Annotated in this window: 15 protein-coding genes; 5 read left to right on the top strand and 10 right to left on the bottom strand. The window is 74.4% G+C overall.

Annotated features, from left to right (window positions below; all coding sequences use genetic code 11):
- The 10 genes from N866_RS01580 to N866_RS01535 form a co-directional block, all read right to left on the bottom strand.
- A partial coding sequence (locus N866_RS01580) for an MFS transporter (RefSeq protein WP_034221668.1) occupies nt 1-1,173 on the bottom strand: 1,173 nt, incomplete at its 3' end.
- Nucleotides 1,170-1,979 carry a mycofactocin-coupled SDR family oxidoreductase gene (locus tag N866_RS01575; protein ID WP_034221666.1) on the bottom strand — a complete coding sequence of 270 codons (810 nt, stop codon included), beginning with the start codon at nt 1,977-1,979 and terminating at the stop codon, nt 1,170-1,172. The genes N866_RS01575 and N866_RS01580, both read right to left, overlap by 4 nt.
- The gene (locus N866_RS01570) at nt 1,979-3,046 is read right to left on the bottom strand and encodes a nucleoside hydrolase (RefSeq protein WP_052022240.1); all 1,068 of its coding nucleotides are present in this window, start codon (nt 3,044-3,046) and stop codon (nt 1,979-1,981) included. The genes N866_RS01575 and N866_RS01570 overlap by 1 nt, the downstream gene beginning before the upstream one ends.
- Nucleotides 3,043-4,002, bottom strand: coding sequence for a nucleoside hydrolase (locus N866_RS01565; protein WP_034221663.1), 960 nt, complete (start codon nt 4,000-4,002; stop codon nt 3,043-3,045). Before N866_RS01565 ends, N866_RS01570 begins: the two co-directional genes overlap by 4 nt.
- Before the next feature lie 23 nt (nt 4,003-4,025).
- Nucleotides 4,026-5,033, bottom strand: coding sequence for a nucleoside hydrolase (locus N866_RS01560; RefSeq protein WP_081802235.1), 1,008 nt, complete (start codon nt 5,031-5,033; stop codon nt 4,026-4,028).
- A complete protein-coding gene (locus tag N866_RS01555; RefSeq protein WP_034221661.1) occupies nt 5,030-5,977 on the bottom strand; it encodes a nucleoside hydrolase in 948 nt (315 codons plus the stop codon). The genes N866_RS01560 and N866_RS01555 overlap by 4 nt, the downstream gene beginning before the upstream one ends.
- A 161-nt stretch (nt 5,978-6,138) precedes the next feature.
- Entirely contained in the window at nt 6,139-7,083 is a 945-nt protein-coding gene (locus tag N866_RS01550; RefSeq protein WP_052022239.1) for an ABC transporter permease, read from the bottom strand.
- Complete coding sequence (locus N866_RS21240) at nt 7,080-10,067, bottom strand: ATP-binding cassette domain-containing protein (RefSeq protein ID WP_162177284.1); 2,988 nt, start codon at nt 10,065-10,067, stop codon at nt 7,080-7,082. Before N866_RS21240 ends, N866_RS01550 begins: the two co-directional genes overlap by 4 nt.
- 157 nt (nt 10,068-10,224) lie before the next feature.
- Nucleotides 10,225-11,274 (bottom strand): BMP family lipoprotein, encoded by a 1,050-nt coding sequence (locus N866_RS01540; RefSeq protein ID WP_034221659.1) that lies wholly within the window; start codon nt 11,272-11,274, stop codon nt 10,225-10,227.
- 136 nt (nt 11,275-11,410) lie between these two features.
- On the bottom strand, nt 11,411-12,394 hold the full coding sequence (locus N866_RS01535; protein WP_081802234.1) for a ribokinase: 984 nt from the start codon (nt 12,392-12,394) through the stop codon (nt 11,411-11,413).
- A 192-nt stretch (nt 12,395-12,586) separates the two neighbouring features.
- Here N866_RS01535 and N866_RS01530 point away from each other — a divergent pair, with 192 nt between their 5' ends.
- The 5 genes from N866_RS01530 to N866_RS01510 all read left to right on the top strand — a co-directional run bounded on the left by N866_RS01530 (nt 12,587) and on the right by N866_RS01510 (nt 21,732).
- Nucleotides 12,587-13,624 (top strand): LacI family DNA-binding transcriptional regulator, encoded by a 1,038-nt coding sequence (locus N866_RS01530; RefSeq protein ID WP_034221657.1) that lies wholly within the window; start codon nt 12,587-12,589, stop codon nt 13,622-13,624.
- A gap of 10 nt (nt 13,625-13,634) precedes the next feature.
- Nucleotides 13,635-14,846, top strand: a complete 1,212-nt coding sequence (locus N866_RS01525; RefSeq protein WP_034221654.1) for an MFS transporter — start codon at nt 13,635-13,637, stop codon at nt 14,844-14,846.
- 34 nt (nt 14,847-14,880) lie between these two features.
- Complete coding sequence (locus N866_RS01520) at nt 14,881-15,813, top strand: lipid kinase (protein ID WP_034221653.1); 933 nt, start codon at nt 14,881-14,883, stop codon at nt 15,811-15,813.
- A gap of 135 nt (nt 15,814-15,948) precedes the next feature.
- A complete protein-coding gene (locus N866_RS01515) occupies nt 15,949-17,331 on the top strand; it encodes a UTP--glucose-1-phosphate uridylyltransferase (RefSeq protein WP_034221651.1) in 1,383 nt (460 codons plus the stop codon).
- 258 nt (nt 17,332-17,589) lie between these two features.
- The gene (locus N866_RS01510; protein ID WP_034221649.1) at nt 17,590-21,732 is read left to right on the top strand and encodes a beta strand repeat-containing protein; all 4,143 of its coding nucleotides are present in this window, start codon (nt 17,590-17,592) and stop codon (nt 21,730-21,732) included.
- Nucleotides 21,733-21,745: the final 13 nt, after the last annotated feature.

Below are 21,745 nucleotides of genomic sequence, written 5' to 3'. Positions count from 1 at the left end.
CGCGGCCCGCCGGGCGGGCCAGGTCACGACGAGGCTGACGGCGGCCAGGACGATCCCCACGGTCGCGACGCCGGCGAACGCGGTCCGCAGCCCGATGACGTCGGCGAGGACGCCCATGCCCAGCGGCGCGAAGGCCAGCGCGATCCCGGACATCAGCGACCCGCGCGCGACGGCGGCGTCGGCGCGGACGGGGTCGGCCTCGATGAGGTACGCGACGGACCCGGCGTAGAAGTTGGCGGCGGCGAGCCCGGCGACGACGCCCGTGACGACCGCCGCGCTCGGCGTGGAGACGACGGTCAGGGCCACCGTGGCGACGACCGCGAGCACGAGGGAGCCCGCGAGCAGCACCCCGGGACGCAGGAAGCCCATCAGGCGGCTGCCCGCGACCCGGCCCACGAGCACGGCGACCCACATGGCCGCCGTCGCGCGCGCGGCGTCGGCCGTGCTCAGCATCGCGACCGTGGTCAGGTGCGTCGCGAGCCAGAAGAGGAAGCCCCACTCGACCACGACGCACAGCAACATCACCGCCGGAGCCAGGCGGGCCCGCCCGGTGGCGTGCCCGGTGCCGGCGGGGACCGCGACGGCGGCGTCGGTCGCCGTCCGGCGCACGCCGCGCAGGACGAGCGGCAGCACGACCAGGGCGAGCAGCACCGCCGGGACGGCTGCGAACCCGCGCCAACCCAGGACGCTCGCGGCCAGGGCGGGCAGGGCCGCCGTCGCCACGAGCGCGCCCACGGAGTAGGAGACGTTGAGCTCGCCGATCATCCGGGCGCCGCGGGCGCCGTGCAGCGCGGCGAGGAGCACCTGGCCCGCGATGAGCGTGGAGGTCAGCCCGAACCCGATGAAGACCATCGCCGCCGCGCTGACCGCCGGCGCCGGCGCCGCGGCCAGGAGCACGGACCCGGCGACGCACGAGGCGGCGCCGAGCACGAGCACCCGGCCGCGGCCGAGGCGCCGTCGGAGGATCTCCGCGAGCGCGGAGGCGAGCCCGCCGCCGACGGCGAGACCGGTGATGTGGAGGCTCTCGAGCGTGTACGACATGGGCATGTCCTCGCCCATGTACGGCAGCAGCGCACCGAGCCCGCCCTGGATCATCGCCGCGCTGAGGACGGAGGCGAAGAGCCCGAGGGTGAGGACGTCCCGGTACGGGGTGCTCGAGGGCCGGGCTGTCACTGGAGCGTCGCCCCCGCGTCCAGCACCATCTGCGTGCCGGTCATGTAGCGGGCCTCGTCCGAGCACAGCCAGCGCACCGCGTGCGCGACGTCCACCGGCTCCATGCGGTGGATCGGCATGGGCAGGGTCAGGGTCTTGCCGACGCCCTTGGCGGTGGCCTGCCAGTGCTCGGCGGCAGGGTTCTGGGTCATCTCCGTGCCGGTGCCGCCGGGGTGGACCATGTTGACCCGGATGCTCTGGTCCGCGAGCTCCAGGGCCAGGCTCTTGAGCAGGCCGACCAGGCCGTTCTTCGCGGCGGCGTAGTGCCCGATGGTCGGCAGCGGCTTGACGGCCGCTGTCGAGCCGACGAAGACGATCGAGCCGCCCCGGCCGCCCTCGAGGATCGCGGGCACCGCCGCCTTGACGGTGCGCCAGGTCCCCGTGAGGACGACGTCGATCATCGTCTCCCACTGCTCGCTCGTGGCCTGCCACGTGCTCTCGGGCCAGCTCGCGATGCCCGCGTTGGCGACGACGTGGTCGAGCCGGCCGTACGTCTCGACGGCGGCGCGGACGGCGGCCTTGAGGTCGGCGTCGCGGCGGACGTCGGCGTGGACCGCGATCGCGCGGCCCCCGGCCGCCTCGATCGCGGCGACCGTGGCCGCGAGGTCGTCGTCGGAGGCGGTGCCGTAGGTCAGGCCCTCGACCTGCCGGGCCACGTCGGTGACGACGACGGCGGCGCCCGCCTCGGCCATCGCCTCCGCGACGGAGCGGCCGATGCCGCGGGCCGCGCCGGTGACCAGGGCGACCTGGCCGGTGAGGTCGATCATCAGGACTCCTTCTCGACAGGGGTCGCGGCGGAGCCGCGCTCGACGGGGATCGCGGCGTCGCCGGCGGCGATCAGCAGGTCGACCACCTCGTCCGCGAAGGCGGGGTCGGTCCGCAGCACCGGGCGGCAGCGCGCGCCCTCCTGCTCGGGGAACCCCATGTACATGCCGCGCAGGTCGCACACGGTCTGGCCGCGGGTCGGGCCCTCGGTCGAGACGTACGCCCGCACGAGCGGGGCGAGGTCGGGCACGAGCGTCCCGGCCGCGACCGCGACCGCGAGCGCGTCGTGCATGCAGCTGCGCCGCTCGCCGAACGCCACCTCGGCGAAGTAGCCGATGTAGTGGTCGAGGATCCCCGAGACGTAGCGCCCGAGCGTGCCGCCGGTGTCCAGGCGGGCGCGGTGGCCGTCGTCGAGCGTCGTGAGCATGGTGACGTCGAGGCCGATCATCGTGACCGTCCAGGCGGCGTTGAACACCGCGGCGGCGGCGTCGGGGTCGCACCAGATGTTCGCCTCGGCGACCTCGGTGACGTTGCCCGGGGCGAGCGCGGCGCCGCCCATGATGGTGATGCCGCGCACCAGCGAGGGGAGCTCCGGGCACAGGCCGAGGGCGATCGCGACGTTCGTCAGCGGGCCGACGGCGACGATCTCCACCTCGCCCGGGTGCTCGCGGGCGATCCGGATCATCTGCTCGGCGGCGGACTCGGTCGCCGGCGCCCCGACGGCGCGGCCGGTGCCGGCGTTGCCCTGACCGTCGTCCCCGTGCACGTGGTAGGCGAAGACGGGGTCGGTCTGCAGCAGCGGGCGGTCCGCGCCCCGGGCGACCGGCACCTCCGGTCGGCCGGCGAGGTGCACGGTGTGCAGGCAGTTGCGCGTGGCGGTGTCGAGGTCGACGTTGCCCCAGACGGAGCCGACGCCGAGCAGCTCGACGGCCGGGTGCAGCGCGGCGTAGAGGATCGCGAGGGTGTCGTCGACGCCCGTGTCGCAGTCCAGGACCATCTTCACGCGGTGCGCGGGCCGCTCCGCGACGGAGCCCGCCGCCCGCTCGTGCGGTGTCCCTGCGGCGCTCACCGGAGGCTCCGGTCCAGCTCGGCCACCCGGGAGATGAGCAGCGCGTTGAAGGCGTCGGCGTCCACCTGGAGCGCGACGTCCGCGGTGGGGGCGAGCCCCCCGACGCCGTCGAGGTCGACGACCGTCATGCCGCGGGTGAGCGTGCCGACGTACTCCACGTCCACGTGGACGGCGCGCGTGGTGACCAGGTCCGGCCGGATGGCGACGGCGACCGCGAGGGAGTCGTGCTGGGCGGTGCTGTCCGTGCCCACGCGGGCCAGGTGGTACTGCGTGTAGTAGTCGACCATCCCCAGCACCGCGCGGGCGACCGGCCCGGCGTCGTCGGCGCGCAGCGGGTCCCAGTCGCCCGGGGCGGTGAGCGCCTGGTGCGTGACATCGAGGCCGACCATGGTGATCGGGATGCCGGCGGCGAAGACGCGGGCCGCGGCCTCCGGGTCGAACCAGATGTTGAACTCCGAGGCCGGGGTCATGTTGCCCAGCACGCGCGCTCCCCCGCCCATGAGCACGATGCGCTCCAGGCGGGCCGCGACGTCGGGCCGGGCCGCGATGAGCGCCGCGACGTTGGTCAGCGGCCCCAGCGCAATGATCGTGACCGGCCGGTCCGACGCCTCGACGGCGTCGACGAGGAGCTGGACCGCCCCGCGCGGGTCCGCGCCGCGCGGCGCCGCCGGCAGCTGCACGCCGCCGAAGCCGTCGACGCCGTGCGTCGTCTCGTCCGCGCGGGAGTCGCGGCGCACGAGGGGGACGTCCGCGCCCGCGGCGACCGGGACGTCGTCGCGGTCCAGGAGGTGCAGCAGCCGCAGCGCGTTCTCGGTGGTGTTGGCCAGGCCGGTGTTGCCGCCGACGGTCGTCACCGCCCGGACGTCGAGCTCGGGCGACGCGAACGCCAGCATGATCGCCAGCGCGTCGTCGATGCCGGGGTCCGTGTCGATGACGACGGGCGTGGGGGTGGTCACGTGTCCTCCGTGGGGGGTGCGGGTCACGCGCCGAGGGCGCGCAGGAAGTTCTCGTGGAAGCGGTCGACGTCGAGGGTGTCGACCAGCCGGACGACGCCCGGCTCCTTGGGGTCCGTCGGGTCCGGCTCGAAGTTGCGCAGGTCCGCGACGACCTGGCCGCGGGACCGCTCGCCGCGCAGCTCGACGCCGGCCCGCGCGAGGCGGTACGTGGCGAGGTCGGGCTCGAGGGCGAGGGCCATGGCCAGGGGGTCGTGCAGGACGCACGTGCGCGCCCCGACGATCGGCTCGTACACGCCGAGGTAGTGCTGGAACACCCGCCCGATGAGCCGGGCGCGGGGGTCCTGCGAGGCCTCGATGCGGGCGATGGCCGACGTCGGCAGCGCCGTGCGCATGGTGATCTCGAGCCCTGCCACCGTGAGGTCCCACGGCGCCTCGACGACGAGCTGGGCGGCCTCCGGGTCGTGCCACACGTTGGCCTCGCCGACGTGCGAGGCGTTGCCGGCCGTGTTGACGGCACCGCCCATGATCACGACGTTGCGGACCAGGCGCGGCAGATCCGGATCCATGACCAGCGCCAGGCCCAGGTTCGTCAGGGGGCCGACGGCGACGAGGGTGAGCTCGCCGGGCCGCTCGTGGACGAGCCGGACGATCTCCGCCGCGCCCAGGTGCCCCGCGACCGGCCGGGTGGACTGCACCACGCCGGCGTCGCCGAGGCCGTCCTCGCCGTGCACCCACTCGGCGGTCTGGAGCGCCTGGGCCATCGGCCGGTGCGCCCCGACGTGGACCGGGACGTCCGTCAGGCCCAGCGCGTCGAGCACGGTCACCGTGTTGCGGCCCGCCGTCGCCGACGGCACGTTGCCGTGCGTCGTCGTGCACGCGACGAAGTGCGCGCCGTTGCCGGCGCCGTAGGCGATGGCCATCGAGTCGTCGATGCCCGTGTCGCAGTCGAAGAGGATGTCGACGGCGGGCTCCGGGGCCGGTGCCGGCCGGGCCGTCGCGCCCTCGCCGATGCCGGAGGCGATCCGGCTCATCGCGCGCCGCCCGCGGAGAGGGCGGCGAGCGCGTCGACGGTCATGTCCCACAGCCGGCCGTGGTCCAGGTCGATCGCGACGTCGGTGTTGTGGGCCTGGCCGAGCAGGTCGGTGAAGTCGGTCACCGTCATGCCGGTGGTCCACGTGCCGGTGAGCTCGACGGCGACGAACGCGCTGCGGGTGGTGAAGACCTCCGGGTCCGCGACCCACGCGACGCAGCACAGGTCGTGCACCGGCGGGGCGTCGAAGCCCTGGACCTCCTTGTAGGTGTGGCCGAAGAACGTCAGCACCTCCACGACGAAGTCCGACAGCGGCGAGCCGATCGCCGCGATGCGCTCGACCACCTCGGGCGTCGCGAGGGCCTGGTGCGTGAGGTCCAGGCCGACCATCGTCACCGGCCAGGCCCCGGCGAAGACGGCCTGGGCCGCCTCCGGGTCGGCGATGATGTTGAACTCCGCCGCGGGCGTCCGGTTGCCGCGCGTGTAGCCGCCGCCCATGAGGACGACGCGCTTGACGCGCTCGACGATCCGCGGCTCCTTGGCCATGGCCAGGGCGATGTTGGTCAGCGGGCCGGTCGGCACCAGCGTGATGGTGCCCGGCTCGGCGGCCATGACCTCCTCGATGATGAGGTCGACGGCGTGCCGGGGGTCCACCGCGCGCCGCGGCTCGGGCAGGACCGGGCCGTCCAGCCCGGACTCGCCGTGGATGTCCGGCGCCACCATCTGCGGCCGCACGAGCGGTCCCGCGGCACCGGCCGCGACGGGGACGTCGATCCCGGCGACGGCGCACACGGACAGCGCGTTGCGCGTGACCTTCTGCACCGTCTGGTTGCCGGCGCAGGTCGTCACCGCCACGAGCTCCACGCGCGGGTCGCCCGCGGCCAGCATCATCGCCAGGGCGTCGTCGTGCCCCGGGTCGCAGTCCAGGATGATCCGTTCGGTCACGATGTCTCCTTGGTCGGGCGCGCGCAGGCCGAGGTGCCGCGCACGCGGAAGTCGCTCTGTCGGTGGTCGCGATCTGCAGGTGGTCGCGCCGGGTGGTCGTCCGGGTCGTGCCCGGGGTGCCGGCCGCCTCGCGGACGAGGCGGCCGGCCGGGGCGGGGCCCCTAGGCGGTCCGCGGGGCGGGCGTCGCCAGGGCGCGCCCGGAGCGCAGCTTGCGGAAGCGGATGCCGACCAGGACCAGCGCGATGATCGTGATGATGTAGGGCGTCATGAGGGCGAGGTTGGAGTTGATGCCCTCGATGCCCATGAGGTCCGCGATGGCGTCGGCGGCGCCGAAGATGAACGCCGCGACCATGGTGCGGACCGGTCGGGCCAGGCCGAACGTCAGGGCGGCGACCGCGATGAAGCCGCGCCCCGCCGTCATGTTCGCGGTGAAGCTGCCGAGCGTCGCCATCGCGAGCTGCGCACCGGCCAGGCCGCAGAGCGCACCCGAGATGAGGATGCTCGCGAACTTCACGCGGTTGACGCTGATGCCCGCCGCCTCCGCGGCGGCCTCGTCCTCGCCGACGGCGCGCAGGTGGACGCCGAACCGGGTGCGGTAGAGGACGAACGAGGAGACCGGCACGGCCAGCAGCGCCAGCCACACGATCGCCGTCTGCCGGTCCAGCGCCTGGCCGAGCACCGGGATCTCCCCGAGCGGGCCGAGGTCGATCCGCGGCAGCCGGATCGTCGCGTCCCCGGGGGTCACGCCCGGGTTGCCGTAGACGACCTGGAGCAGGAAGACGGACAGACCGGCGGCCAGCAGGTTCACACCGATGCCGACGACGATGAAGTCCGCCTTGAGGCCGAGGGTCGCGGCCGCGTAGACGAGCGCGAGCAGGAGGCCCGCGATGATCGCCGCGATGACCCCGACGAGGGCGCTGCCGGCGGTGGACCCGACGGCGATCGCGGTGAAGGCGCCGATGAGCATCATGCCCTCGAGGCCGATGTTGAGGATGTTGCCCTGCTGGGTGAACGCGCCGCCGAGGGCGGCCAGCAGCAGCGGGGCCACCTTGGCCAGGATGACCGCGAGCGTCGCCGCGGTGAAGATCTGCTCGACGAGGTTCATCGGTTCTCTCCTGCCTGGTCGGCGGAGGCGCCGGGCGTCCGGCTCCCCACCGTCGGGTCGCCGTCGTCGCTCGGGGTTCGGGGATCGGACCGGTCCGCGGCGCCGCGTGCCGACACCGGGGTCGCGTCGCCGCGGCCCTGGGCCGGCGCGTCGGCGAGCTCGGCACCCGACGTCGTCACGGCGGTGGCGCCGGGACGGCGGATCGGCAGCATCGCGAGCACCCGGTCCCGGGTGCGCCGGTCGACGACGAACACCGCGGTGATGCTGAGGATGATGAGGCCCTGCAGGACGTTGACCAGCGGGAACGGGACGCCCGCGTTGATCTGCATCGCGTTGGAGCCGGCCATCATGTTGGCGTAGAACGCCGCCGCCACGAGTGCGGCCCACGGGTTGAGGCGGGCGAGCAGCGCGACGGTGATGCCGAGGAAGCCGTACCCCGGCGAGAAGTTCTGCAGGAAGCGGCCGCCGTTGGGGCCGAGCACGAACAGGACGCCCGCGATGCCGGCCGCAGCCCCGGACAGGGCCATGACCTGCATGCTCATCTTCTTGGGGCTGACGCCCGTGTACTCGGCGAACCGGTTCATCTCGCCGAGCTGGCGGACCTGCAGGCCCCACACCGAGCGGGTCAGGACGAGCCCGAGGACGACGACGACGAGCAGCGCGATGACGAGGTCCAGGCCGATCCCGTACTGCGCCGAGAAGAGCGGGAGCCGCGCCTCGTCGGCAACGCGGGGGGAGCCGGCCAGGCCGGCCTCGGGGTCCCGCAGCGGACCGGTCACCAGGTACGCGGTGAGCAGGATCGCGATGGTGCTGAGCATGAGGGTCGTGACGATGATGTCCACCCGCCAGTACGCGAGGAGCGCACCGGGCAGCAGGCCCCACAGCCCGCCGGCGATGACGCCGGCGACGAGCATGAGCACCGTGAGGAGCACCGGCGGCAGGTCGGTGAACGTGAAGCCCACCCACGCCCCGGCCATCGCGCCGAGGAACAGCTGGCCCTCGCCCCCGATGTTGAAGAAGCCGGCGCGGAAGGAGATGATCACGGCCGCCGAGAGCACCGCGAGCGGGACGAACTGGGCGATGAACCCGGCCGTGCCGAACGGGGTGCGGAACGCGGAGAAGAAGAGCTGGTCGTAGGCGTCCAGGGGGTTCGAGCCCAGCGCCAGGATGATGACCAGGCCGATGAGCAGCGACAGGCCGATCGCGACGACCGGTTGCACCGAGCCGGTGAGCACGGACCGGGCGGTGCGGCGCAGCCACTGCCCCGCGCTCTCCTTGTGCCGGGCGTCGTCGGTCCCGCCCTCGGCGAGGAGGGCGGCGGGGCTGAGGTCGGCCGGCAGCCGGCCGGCCGCGCCGGTCTCCTCGATCGCGACGCTGGTGTCGACCTCCGCCGCGGCGGAGACGGCGGCCACCGGCTCACCGAGCTGGTGGATGACCTGCTCGTGGTGGCGCTCCGCCTCGGCGACCTTGTCCTGCGTGGGCGGCACACCGGCCATGGCCAGGCCGACGGCGGCCTCGCTCATCGTCTCCTGCGTGAACTCGGCGATCACCTCGCCGCGGTACATGACGAGCAGCCGGTCGGACAGCGACATGACCTCGTTGAGGTCGGCGGAGAACAGCAGCACCGCCGCGCCCTGGTCACGGCGACGCACGATCGCGTTGTGCACGAACTCCATGGCGCCGACGTCGACGCCGCGGGTGGGCTGGCTGACCATGAGCAGGCGCGGGTCGCTCGCGAACTCGCGGGCGATGATGACCTTCTGGATGTTGCCGCCGGACAGCGTGCCGATCGGCGTGCGCGGCCCGGCGCCCCGGACGTCGAAGACGCCGATGAGGCGCTGCGCGAACGCGTGCGACCAGCGGGTGCTGATCCAGCCGCGGCGGGCGACGGGCGCCTCGGTGTGGGTCGCGGTGAGGTTCTCCGCGACGGACATCGCCGGGCCGGTGCCGACCTCGTGGCGGTCCTCGGGGATGTAGGCGAGCCCGGCCTGGCGCCGCGTGGCGACGGTCGCGGCGGTGACGTCGGTGCCGTCCAGGACGACCCGCCCGCCGTCGACCGGGTGCATGCCGGCGACGGCGGCCGCGAGCTCGCTCTGGCCGTTGCCCTCCACGCCCGCGACGCCGACGATCTCGCCGGCGCGGACGGACAGGGAGACGGACTTCAGGACGGTGACGCCGCGGTCGTCGACGACGGTGAGGTCCTCGACCGCGAGCACCTCCTCGGCGGGCGTCGCCGGGGTGTGCGCGATGCGCAGCAGCACCTCGCGGCCCACCATCATCCGCGCGATGTCCGCCTGCGAGAGGCCCGCGGCGGGGAGGGTGTCGATCGTCCGGCCGTCCCGGATGACCGTGACCTCGTCGGCGATCGCGAGGACCTCGCCGAGCTTGTGGGAGATGAACAGGACGGCGCAGCCGCGCTCGGCGAGCGACCGGATGACGACGAAGAGCTCGTCCGTCTCGCCGGGCGTGAGCACGGCCGTCGGCTCGTCGAGGATGAGCAGCCGCGTGTCGTGGCTCAGGGCCTTGAGGACCTCGACGCGCTGACGCTGCCCCACCGAGAGGGAGGAGACCTTGGCGCGGGGGTCGATCTCGAGGCCGAAGCGCTCGCTGAGCTCGGCGACCTCCGCCTCCATGCGCGCGGTGTCGAGGCGGCCGCCGGTCGTGTGCTCGCGGCCGAGGAAGATGTTCGCCGCGACCGTCAGGGACGGGACGAGCTTGAAGTGCTGGTGGACCATGCCGATGCCGAGCGCGGCGGCACGCTGCGGGCTGGAGATCCGTGTCTCCTTGCCGTCCACGAGGATCTGACCGGAGTCGGGCTGTGCCGTGCCGGCCACCATCGTCATGAGGGTGGTCTTGCCGGCGCCGTTCTCACCGACGAGGGCGTGGACGCGGCCGGGCATCACGCTGAGCGAGATGCGGTCGTTCGCGACCTTCGGCCCGAACGCCTTGGTGATCTGGCGGAGCTCGAGCAACGTTGTGGCCATGAGGTGGTCCTCCCGGGGTGCCGCGCGTGCGGGCGGGGGCAGGGCTGGTGCGGGTGGCTCCCGGCCGCGGCCGGGAGGGTGCGGTGCGGCCCGTGCCGGGGCACCGCGCGGACGTCCGCCGGACGGCGCCGCGGTGCGGCGCCGTCCGGCGGGGGCGTCACATGGTGGTCGGGACCTCGATCTCGCCGTCGATGACCTTCTGGGCGTAGTCCTTGATCAGGTCCTGGATCTCCTGCGGGACGATGTCGCCGTTGTCCTCGAAGGTGAGCGAGACGCCGTCGTTGGCCAGGCCGTACTCGGCGACCTTGCCGAACTCGAGCTCGCCGGCCGCGTACGCCTTGACCGCGGAGTCGAGCGAGACGCCGATGTTCTTCAGCATCGAGGCCAGGATGTGGCCCTCCTGCAGCGGGTTCTGGTTGGCGTCGACGCCGATGGAGTACTTGCCGAACTCCGCCGCCGCGGTGTGCACGCCGATGCCGGCGCCGCCGGCGACCTGGAAGACGACGTCCGCACCCTGGTCGTACATCGCCTTGGTCTGGTCGAAGCCGCGGTTCGCGTCGGCGAAGTCACCGACGTAGGAGACGAGGACCTCGATCTCGGGGTCGACGGCCTCCACGCCCTTCTCGAAGCCGGCGAGGAAGTCGTTGATGATCGGGATGTCCATGCCGCCGACGAGGCCGACGACCTTCTCCTCGTTCGCCAGCGGGAACGTCTCGGGGTCCGTGGTCACCAGGGCGGCGAGCACGCCGGCCAGGTAGGAGCCCTCGTTCTGCTTGTACAGGATCGAGGCGACGTTCGGCTGCTCCACGACGGAGTCGTAGATGATGTAGCTCTGGTCCGGGTACTTCGGGGCGGTCTCGTTGAGGATGTCGACCATCTGCGACGTCCCGACGATGACGACGTCCCAGTCGTTGCCCGAGACGGACTCGAGGTTCGAGCGCCACTGGGCGGGGTTCTCGGCGTCGGCCTGGATGTTCTGGATCCGGCTGCCGTCCTCCTCCAGCATCGACATGCCGCGCGCGGCGTCGTCGAAGAAGCCCTGGTCGCCGAGGCTGCCGTTGATGACGTGGGCGACCGAGGGGGCGTCGGTGCCCTCCTCGCCGCCGCCCGCTGCGGGCTCCTCGGCCGCGTCGCCGCCGCCGCACGCGGCGAGGGTGAGGGCGGCCGCGACGGACAGCGCCAAACCGGTCGTGAGTCGGGTGTTCATGCTGTGCTCCTTTGCACGGTCCTTCTGAGGGACTGGCTTCCAACGTGGTGCGACCAGCGGGGGCTGCTCGCAGGACTGCCGAGCCGAAGGGCTCGTCCGGGGGCCGCCCCGGGGGGCGGTGGGCGTCGGCGGGGGCTCAGACCTCCTCGGCGGGTGCGGGGCCGTCGACGGCCGGGACAGGGGTGGGGGGAACGGTCGTGGGGGCGGCCCGGCCGACCGAGGCGGCGACCTGGGCCGGCGTCGGCATCCCGGTCGTCGCCCCGAGGGAGCCGACCGACAGCGACGCCGCGTGGACGGCCCAGCGCAGCGCGGCGTGCGGGTCCTCGTGGCGGCTCAGCGCGTCGGCGAGCGCACCGATGAAGGTGTCGCCCGCGCCGGTCGTGTCGACGACCGGGACCTGGGGCGGGACCTCCGTGACGACGACGCCGTCGTGGCAGAGCGCGGCACCGCGCCCGCCGAGGGTGACCACGACGGTGCAGCGCAGGCCGCTCTCGGCGACGTGCGCCGGGACCTCCGTGAGGTCCTCCGGGAGCGGGCGTCCCAGGACGACCTCGTACTCGACCTCGTTGACCACGAGGACGTCGACGAGGTCGAGGAGCTCGCGGGGCAGCTCCTGGGCCGGGGCCGGGTTGAGGACGAAGGTGCCCGCGGCGGCGCGCGCCGCGGCGAGCACCGTGCCGACCGGGACCTCGAGCTGGGCGACGACGACGGCGGCGTCGTCGAGGAGGTCCGTCGCGTCGGCGATCTGACGCTCACCGAGCACCGCGTTGGCCCCGCCGACGACGACGATGGAGTTCTCGGCGTCCTGCGCGACGACGACGATGGCGCGCCCCGTGCCCGCCTCCGCAGTGACCCCGAGGTGGGTGACGTCGATGCCCTCGGCCGTCAGCGCGGCCCGGACCGCGCCGCCCTCCGCGTCGGCACCGGTGAGCCCGACGAACGCGACGTGCCGGCCGAGGCGGGCGGCGGCGACCGCCTGGTTGCTGCCCTTGCCCCCGAAGAACTGCTCGAAGCCGAGCGCGTGGACCGTCTCCCCCGGCAGGGGCAGGCGCACCACCGAGGCGACGAGGTCGATGTTGACGCTGCCGACGACGGCGACGTCCACGCGTGCTGGCGACATTGCCACACCCTTGCGATCAGAAACGGTGCATCCGAGAATTCGATTTCTCGGCTCTGGGTGCGATGAAACCGCCGCCCGGGTGCTCGTGTCAAGCGCCGAGACGGGTTCGTGATCTGTTCGGGGGAGGTCTCCAGCCGCTACAGTCGGCGCCGGACCAGAAAACCATTTCCCGCTGCCCGAGGGGGGTGTGCGATGACGGAGCACGTCAGGGGCCGGAAGATCACCGTCCGCGACGTCGCCGCCGCCGCCGGCGTCTCGCCCGCCACCGCCTCGCGCGCCCTGGCCGGCCACACGTCCGTCGACCCGGAGCTCGCGCGGCGCGTGCTGCGCGCCAGCAGCGACCTCGGCTACCGCGCCAACGCCCTGGCCCGAGCGCTCCGCACGCAGCGGACGGACACGATCGGGATGGTCGTGCCGTCCATCAGCAACCCCTACTTCGTCGCCGCCGTCGAGGCCGTCGAGCAGGTGCTCGCCGACTCCGACCGCGCCCTGCTGCTCTGCGACGCCCGGGAGGACACCGACGTCGAGGCGTCCCGGATCGACCTGCTCGTGCACCGGATGGTCGACGGGCTCATCGTCGTGCCGGTCGCGACCGACGCGTCCGCCGCCGCCCTGGAGCACGCGTCCCGTCAGCTGCCGGTCGTCCAGCTCGACCGGTTCGTCGACGCGGCCCCCACCGACTTCGTCGGCAGCGACAACGCCGTCGGGGTCGGTGCCTGCGTGCAGCACCTCCGCGCCCGCGGCGCCCGCCGGATCGCGTTCGTCGGGGCGCGTCCGACGACGAGCACCGCGGCGGAGCGCCTGCGTGCCTTCCGCGACCACGTCGACGAGCAGGAGTGCCCCGACGCGTGGCTGCTCCTCGGCGGGTTCACCGCCGAGTGGGGCCGCGCCGCCGCGCGCAGCCTCCTCGCGGGCATGGAGGGCGGCACCGGGGGCGGGGCGGACCTGCCCGACGCGATCGTGTGCGGCGCCGACGTCATCGCCGTCGCGCTCGTCGCGGAGCTGCGGGCCGCCGGGGTGCAGGTCCCCGAGCGCGTCGCGATCGTCAGCTACGACGACTCGACGCTCGGCGCGCTGACCGTCCCGCCGCTGACGTCCGTGAGCCAGCCCGTCGACGCGATGGCGCGGGAGGCCGTGCGCCTCCTGGACCACCGCCGCGACCACCCCGGTGCCGCGGTGCACAAGAGCGTCTTCCCCCCCGAGCTCGTCGTCCGCGGCTCCACCGCGTGACGACCCACCCGTGCTGAGGCGCTACGCCGCCCTCCCCCGGCTGACCGGCCCGTGGTTCCTCGTCGTCGGGGCCCTGGCGCGCCTGCCCGTCGCCATGACCCCGCTCGGGACCATGCTCCTGGTCACGACCAGCACCGGCTCCCTCGCCCAGGGCGGCCTCGCCACCAGCGCGTCGGCCCTCGGCACGGCCGCCCTCGCCCCCGTCCAGGGGCAGCTCGCCGACCGGCTCGGCCAGCGCCGCGTCCTCCTCGCGGCCACCGCCACGACCACCGTGGCCCTCGTCGTCGTCACGGTGGCCGCGGTCCTCGGCTGGCCGCTCCCCGTCCTGCTCCTCGCCTGTGCCGTCGCCGGCGGCAGCGCCCCGCAGGTCGGCCCCCTCGCGCGCGTGCGCTGGATCTCGCTGACGCAGGCGCGTCCGGCGCCCCTGGCCACCGCGATGAGCTGGGAGAGCATGGTCGACGAGGTCACCTTCGTCCTCGGCCCCGCGCTCGTGGGCGTCGTCGCCGCGACCCGCCCCGACGCGACGCTGCTCCTCGCGGCCGCCGTCGTCGCCGTGTTCGGGACCGCGTTCGCGGTCCACCCGACAGCCCTGCCCGGGCACCCCCCGCGCGCCGGCGGTCGGGACCCCGCCACCCGCGTCCCGGCGGTGCTGCGGCTGGTCCTGGCGCCCACCGTGGGGATGGTGGGGCTCGGCGCGTTCTTCGGCTCGAGCCAGGTGGCCGTCACGGGGATCACGACGGCGCTCGGACGTCCCGGGGACGCCGGCCTGCTCTACGCCGTCATGGGGATCGGGTCGGCGGTGACGGCGCTCGCCGTGGTCGCACTCCCCGCTGCGGTGAGCGCCCGGACGCGGTGGACGGTGGCCGGTGCCGGCCTGACCGCGGTCATGCTCGGAGCGATGACCGTCCGCACCGGCGGGGGCACGGCTCTCGCCCTGCTGCTGGCGGGCGTGTTCATGGGCCCCGCGATCGTGACGCTGTTCTCCGTCGTCGGGGAGCTGGCCCCGACGCGCGCGGCAGGGACCGCCATGACCCTCCTGATCAGCGCGAACGTCGTGGGCGTCGCGATCGGTGCCGCCGTCGGGGGCGCCGTGGCGGAGGCGCTCCGGGACGCCGGCCGCCCGCCGGCCCTGACGTTCGCCGTGTCGGCCGTCGCCACGACGCTGCTGACGGCGGCCGCGCTGCTCCACCGACGCCGGACGCCGGATCCCGCGAGCACTTAGCGCCCACGCACCCGGAGCCCCTACGGTCGGCACCATGCCCGCCCGCCCGCCCACGTCCGCGGTGCTCGTCGTCAACACCGGCTCCCGGCGCGGGGCGGAGGCGTTCCCCCGGGCGGTCGACGGCGTCCGGGCCGGTGGCATCGCCCTCACCGCGACCCACGCGATCCGCTCGGGCGACGAGCTGGTCGCCGTCCTCGAGCGCGTCATGACCGAGCCGCCGGACCTCCTCGTCGTCGGGGGCGGCGACGGCACGATCGGCTGCGCGGCCGGGCACCTCGCGGGCACCCGCACGGTCCTGGGGGTCCTCCCGCTGGGCACCGCCAACGACCTCGCCCGGACCCTGCAGATCCCCGGCGACCTGCGCGCCGCGTGCGCGGTCCTCACCGACGGCAAGGACGTGGACGTGGACCTCGGCCGCGCGGACGGCCGGCCGTTCCTCAACGTCGCCTCGGCCGGGCTCTCGGTGGCGGTCACCGACGCGCTGTCCCCCGCCCTCAAGCGCCGGCTCGGCCCGCTCGCCTACCCCCTGGCCGCCGTGCGCGCGTACCGCCGCCACGAGCCGTTCGTCGCCCGCCTGGAGTTCCCCGACGGGGACCACCCGACGCTCACCGTCCCCGACGTCCTGCAGGTGTCGGTCGGCAACGGCCGGCACTTCGGCGGCGGGGCGACCGTGGCCCCGCTCGCCGACATCGACGACCACGCCCTCGACGTCGCCGTCGTCGAGCAGGGCCGGCTGCGGGACCACGTGAGCATGGCCCGGCTCGTGCGGAGCGGGCACTTCGTCGAGCACGAGAAGGTCCACCACCGCACCACGCGGCGGGTCCGCCTCGTCACCGACCCCCCGCTCCGGCTCAACCTGGACGGGGAGGTCGTCGGCGGGACGCCCACGACGTTCGAGGTGCAGCGCAACGCCGTCCACGTGCGGGTGCCGCAGCATGCCACGGGCGCGCGGCACGACGGCGACTGAGCCGCGCACCCCGCACGACCGCGCGTCCGCCCCGCGGCGCGCAGCACCGCCGCAGACCAGGCCCGGACGCCCCGGGCGTCCACCGCGCGAGACCACCCCGTGCGGGTGTCGGTGCCCGCACCTAGGTTGATGACCATGAGCGCTGACGGACTTGCCCTGGCCCGCCGCAAGATGGAGGAGGCCGGGGTGTCCCCCACGGCCGTCGACGTCTTCACCCGCTTCTACGGTCTCCTGGAGTCCGGGGAGACGGGCGTGATCCCCGAGTCCTCGGTGCGGCCCCTCACGGACGTCCCGCACGTCGACACGGTGCAGGTCGACGACGACGCGGCCCGCGAGGCCCTCGCGGCCACGGCGGTCCTCAAGCTCAACGGCGGCCTGGGCACCTCGATGGGGATGGACAGGGCCAAGTCCCTCCTGCGCGTGCGCGGGGACCGGACGTTCCTCGATGTCATCGCAGGGCAGGTCCTGGCGGCGCGCGCCGCGACAGGTGCGCGCCTGCCGCTGATCCTCATGAACAGCTTCCGCACGCAGGACGACTCGCTCGCCGCCCTCGCGCGCTACCCGGAGCTCGCCGTCGACGGCCTCCCTCTGGACTTCCTGCAGAACCGCGAGCCCAAGCTCCGCGCGGACGACCTGACGCCCGTCGAGTGGCCCGAGGACCCGAGCCTGGAGTGGTGCCCGCCGGGCCACGGCGACCTCTACACCGCGCTCTACGCGTCCGGGACGCTCCAGGCGCTGCTCGACGCGGGCTTCCGGTACGCGTCCGTGTCGAACTCCGACAACCTCGGCGCCGTCCCGGACGCGCGCATCGCCGGCTGGTTCGCCGCCAGCGGCGCGCCGTACGCCGCCGAGGTGTGCCGACGGACCCCCGCGGACCGCAAGGGCGGGCACCTGGTCGTCCGGCGCTCCGACGACCGGATCGTCCTGCGCGAGACCGCGCAGACCCCGCCCGAGGACGCCGACGTCGCCTCCGACATCGACGTGCACCCGTTCTTCCACACCAACAACCTGTGGTTCGACCTGCGGGCGCTCGCCGCGGAGCTCGAGCGCACGGGCGGCGTCCTGGAGCTGCCGCTGATCCGCAACGACAAGACCGTCGACCCGACGCGCAAGGACTCCACCCCGGTCGTGCAGATCGAGTCCGCGATGGGTGCCGCGGTCGAGGCGTTCGACGGCGCCACGGCCCTGGAGGTCCCGCGCAGCCGCTTCCTGCCGGTCAAGACGACGAACGACCTGCTCGTCCTGCGCTCGGACGTCTACGCCGACGACGACGCCCACCGCCTCGTCGCCCAGGTCGACGCGCCGTTCGTCGACCTCGACACCGACCACTACAAGACCATCGACGCCTTCGACGCCCGGGTGCCGCACACCCCGTCGCTGCGTGCGGCCACCGCCCTGCGGGTCGAGGGCGACTGGACGTTCGGGCGCGACGTCGTCGTCGAGGGCGAGGCGCGGCTGACCGGCACCGGGGGGACGGTGCCGGACGGGACTCACGTCACCGCCGACGGCATCGCCTGACCCGCGGCACCTGGCGGCGGGGCGCGGACGCACGGCCGCCGCCGGGTACGACTGCTCCGAACGGGTGGAGCTGTCGGGCCGTCACGCGGCAGACGATCTTCGCCTGGGTGAAATGGGGTGGAACCACCCTGTTGATCTCACGCCCTCGTGATACTCGGCGACAGCGACGAGCGACGATCCGCCGGGGCCCGTGGTCGCCCCCAGCCCGGCGGGGAGCAATGGCGAAACCGGCGTCGGTGCTCCTCGGGGGACCGCGCCATGGCCAGGCACATCACCACACCGCACCGCGCCGTACGACGCCGCACCGCGCGGCTCCGGCTGACGCGCGCCCTCGCGGGCGCCGCGGCCCTCGCGCTCGCGATCACCGGGATCGCCACACCCGCCGCCGCGGACTCGGTGCTCATCGACGTCGCCGCGAGCGGGACGACCACGATCACCGCAGGCGGCTCGACGACGATGAGCTACTACCTCGTCGAGCGAGACCGCCGCGAGGAGGGCGACGGCGGCCAGAACAACTGCAACGTCACCAGCGGCAACCCCGGCACGCTGCGCGTCTCCGCGCCGGCCGAGGTGACCGTGTCGACCCCCGCACCCCTGACCGGGTGCGGCCCGCGCGTGCCCGTGACCTTCTCCAGCGCGACCCCGGGCGCGTACACCGTCACCGTGTCGGTGACCGGCGGCATCGGCGGCGTCTTCAACACCGCACCGGCCACCTTCACCCTCACCGTCCAGCGCCCGGCCGACACCACCCCGCCCGTCCTCGCGCTGCCCGGAGCGCTGTCGGTGCAGGCGACCGGCCCCTCCGGGGCGCCCGTCTCCTGGACCGCCTCCGCGTACGACGGCGGCGACGCGGCCCCCCGGCCCGTCTCCTGCACGCCCGCGTCGGGGAGCGTCCTGCCCCTGGGCACGACGCCCGTGACGTGCACGTCCGTCGACTCCCGCGGGAACATCGCGAGCGGCACCTTCACCGCCTCCGTGGTGGACACGACCGGCCCGGCCCTGACCCTCACGGACGTCACCGTCGAGGCGCAGGGCCCAGGAGGGGCGACCGTGCCGCTCGGAGCCACGGCCACCGACCTCGTGGACGGCGCCCGACCGGTCACGTGCGTCCCGGCCGCCGGGAGCACCTTCGGGCTCGGCGCCACGACGGTGACCTGCACCTCGACGGACACCCGGTCGAACACCTCCTCCGGGACCCTCACCGTCACCGTCGCCGACACCACCCCGCCGTCGATCACCGTCACGAACCAGACGCTCGAGGCGACCTCCGGGGCCGGCGCGGTCGCGACGTTCGCGCCGACCGCCACCGACCTCGTCTCCGGCAGCCGCCCCGTCACGTGCGACCGGGCCTCCGGGACGGGCTTCGCCCTCGGCGAGACGACGGTCACCTGCACGGCCACGGACGCCGCGGGCATCCTGGGCACCGCGAGCTTCACGATCACCGTGGCGGACACGACCGCCCCCAGCCTGACCCTCACCGGTACCACCGCGGAGGCGACGGGCCCCGACGGCGCCGAGGTGACCTTCACCGCGTCCGCCTCCGACCTCGTCGACGGCGACCTGACCGTCAGCTGCAGCCCGGTGAGCGGCTCGCTCTTCGCGCTGGGCTCGACCACCGTCACCTGCTCCGCCGTCGACCGTGCCCTGCGCACGGCCATCGGCAGCCTCGTCGTCACGGTGCTGGACCGGACCCCTCCCGCGCTGACGCTCCCCGACGTCGTCCTCGAGGCGACGGACGAGGACGGCGTCGTGGCCACCGTCGACGGCACGGGCGCGACGGCGCGCGACGTCGTCGACGGCGTGGTGTCCGTGGTCTGCGAGCCCCTGCCCGACACGCGTTTCGCCCTCGGCACCACCACCGTGCGCTGCAGCGCGACCGACCGGGCCGGTAACACGTCGACCGGTGACCGGCTCGTGCGCGTGCAGGACACGACCGCGCCGGTCGTCACGCCTCCGGTCCTGGACGTCGTCGAGGCGACGTCCGGCGACGGCGCCACCGTGACCTTCGCACCCACCGTCTTCGACGCCGTCCACCCCGGGCTGGCCGCCACCTGCACCCCCGCCTCCGGCTCGACCTTCGCCCTCGGCACGACGTCCGTGGCGTGCTCCGCCCGCGACGGCGCCGGGAACACCGGCGGCGCCGCCTTCACGGTCACCGTGGTCGACACCACCGCGCCCGCGTACGCCCCCGCCGACGTCACCGTCGAGGCGACCGGGCCCGACGGCGCCACCGCCACCTGGAGCACCGAGGCCCTCGACCTCGTCGACGGACCCGTCGAGGCCGACTGCAGCCCGAGGCCTGGGGGCGTCTTCCCGCTCGGCGACACCCGGGTGACGTGCGACCTGGTCGACGCGCGCAGCAACAGCGACACCGCGTTCCTCACCGTCACCGTCCGGGACACCACGGGACCGGCGCTGACGGTGCCCGGCACCATCGACGCCGAGGCCACCGGGCCCGACGGCGCCCCGGTGGAGTTCGCCGCGTCCGCGACGGACGCCGTCGACGGGTCGCGCGACGTGACGTGCACGCCCGCCTCGGGGTCGACGTTCCCCCTCGGCAGCGCCACCGTCACCTGCACCGCTGTGGACTCCCGCGGCAACGGCAGCTCGAGCGCGTTCCTGGTCGTCGTGAGGGACACGACGGCCCCGGTGCTCACCGGCACGAGCCCGACGGTCGAGGCGACCGGTCCGGCCGGCGCCCCCGTGGCGTTCGCCGTCACGGCGGCCGACCTCGTGGACGCGGACGTGGCGGTGACCTGCGACGCGACGTCCGGGCAGGTGTTCGGGCTCGGCGTCACGCCCGTCGAGTGCTGGGCGGTCGACGACAGCGGCAACCGCGGCACCGGCTCCATCACGGTCACCGTGGGTGACAGCACGGCGCCGGCGCTCACGCTGCCCGGCGACCTCGTGACCGAGGCGACCGGACCCGGCGGCGCCGTCGTCGCGTTCGCGGCCTCCGCGTCCGACATCGTCGACGGCGGTCTGCCGGTGGGCTGCGTGCCGCCGTCGGGCAGCCTCTTCGCCCTCGGCTCGACCACCGTGACCTGCACGGCGACGGACACCCGGTCCAACAGGGCGACGGGCACGATCTCCGTGACGGTCCAGGACACGACGGCCCCCCAGCTGTCCCTGCCCGGCGACCAGCGCGCGGAGGCCACGGGCCCGGGCGGGGCACCGGTCACCTTCGCGGTCACCGCGACGGACGCCGTCACGGACGCATCGGACGTGACCGTGGCCTGCGTCCCTGCCTCGGGCACGACCTTCCCGGTCGGTACGACGACCGTGCGGTGCACCGCCACCGACGAGGCCGGCAACGTCGGCCGAGGCAGCGTCGACGTCGTCGTCACCGACACCACGGCACCCGTGCTGTCGCCGCTCACGTCCCTCACGGCCGAGGCGACGGGCGCGACCGGTGCGCCCGTGACCTTCGCCCCCACGGCGTCCGACGTCGTGGACGGCACCGTCGTGGTCACCTGCACGCCGCCCTCCGGCTCCACATTCCCGCTGACGACCACGAACGTGGACTGCCGCGCCACCGACCGGGCGGGCAACACCGCCACCGGCAGCTTCACGGTGACGGTCCGGGACACGACGGAGCCGGTCATCACGGTCGGCTCGGTGGTCTCCGAGGCCACCGGCCCGGCGGGCGCCGTCGTCACCTACTCCGCGACGGCCACCGACCTGGTGGACGGCCCGCTGACGGTCAGCTGCACGCCGGTGTCGGGGAGCCTGTTCGGCCTCGGCAGCACCGGGCTGTCGTGCACCGCGGTCGACACGGCGGGCAACCGCAGCACGGTGACGACCGCCTCGGTCACCGTCCAGGACACGACCGCTCCCACGCTCACCGTGCCGGCGGACCGCACCGTCACGGCGACGTCGCCCGCGGGGGCGCCCGTGGCGTTCGTCGCCACGGCGACGGACCTCGTCGACGCGACCCCGCTCGTCGTCTGCGACCGGAGCAGCGGGAGCACCTTCCCGCTCGGCGTCACCACCGTGACCTGCACCGCGACCGACGACGCGGGCAAGCAGAGCACGGCCACCTTCCGGGTCACGGTCGCGCTCGAGTGGTCGGCGCTCCTGGCGCCGATCGGCAACGACGGACGATCCGCCTTCAAGGCGGGCAGCACCGTCCCGGTGAAGTTCCGCCTCACCGGCGACAGTGCGCCGGCGACCGGGACGCCGGCGACGCTGTCCGTCGCGAAGGTCGGCGCGGCGAGCGGCAGCGGTGACATCACGGTGGTCTCGACCACCGGGGCCGACGCCGGCAGCATGTTCCGGGTCGCCGACGGCCAGTACGTCTTCAACCTCAGCACGAAGGGCTGGGGCGAGGGCCAGTACGTGATCCGGGTGGACCTCGGTGACGGGGTCGAGCGGATGACCACGATCACCGTCCGGCGGTAGACGGGCGGCCGCG

The organism is Actinotalea ferrariae CF5-4 (assembly GCF_000603945.1).
In the GTDB taxonomy this organism is placed as follows: Bacteria; Actinomycetota; Actinomycetes; order Actinomycetales; family Cellulomonadaceae; genus Actinotalea; species Actinotalea ferrariae.
Note: the sequence above shows the minus strand (reverse complement) of the source record. Positions and strands in the feature narration are given on the sequence as shown.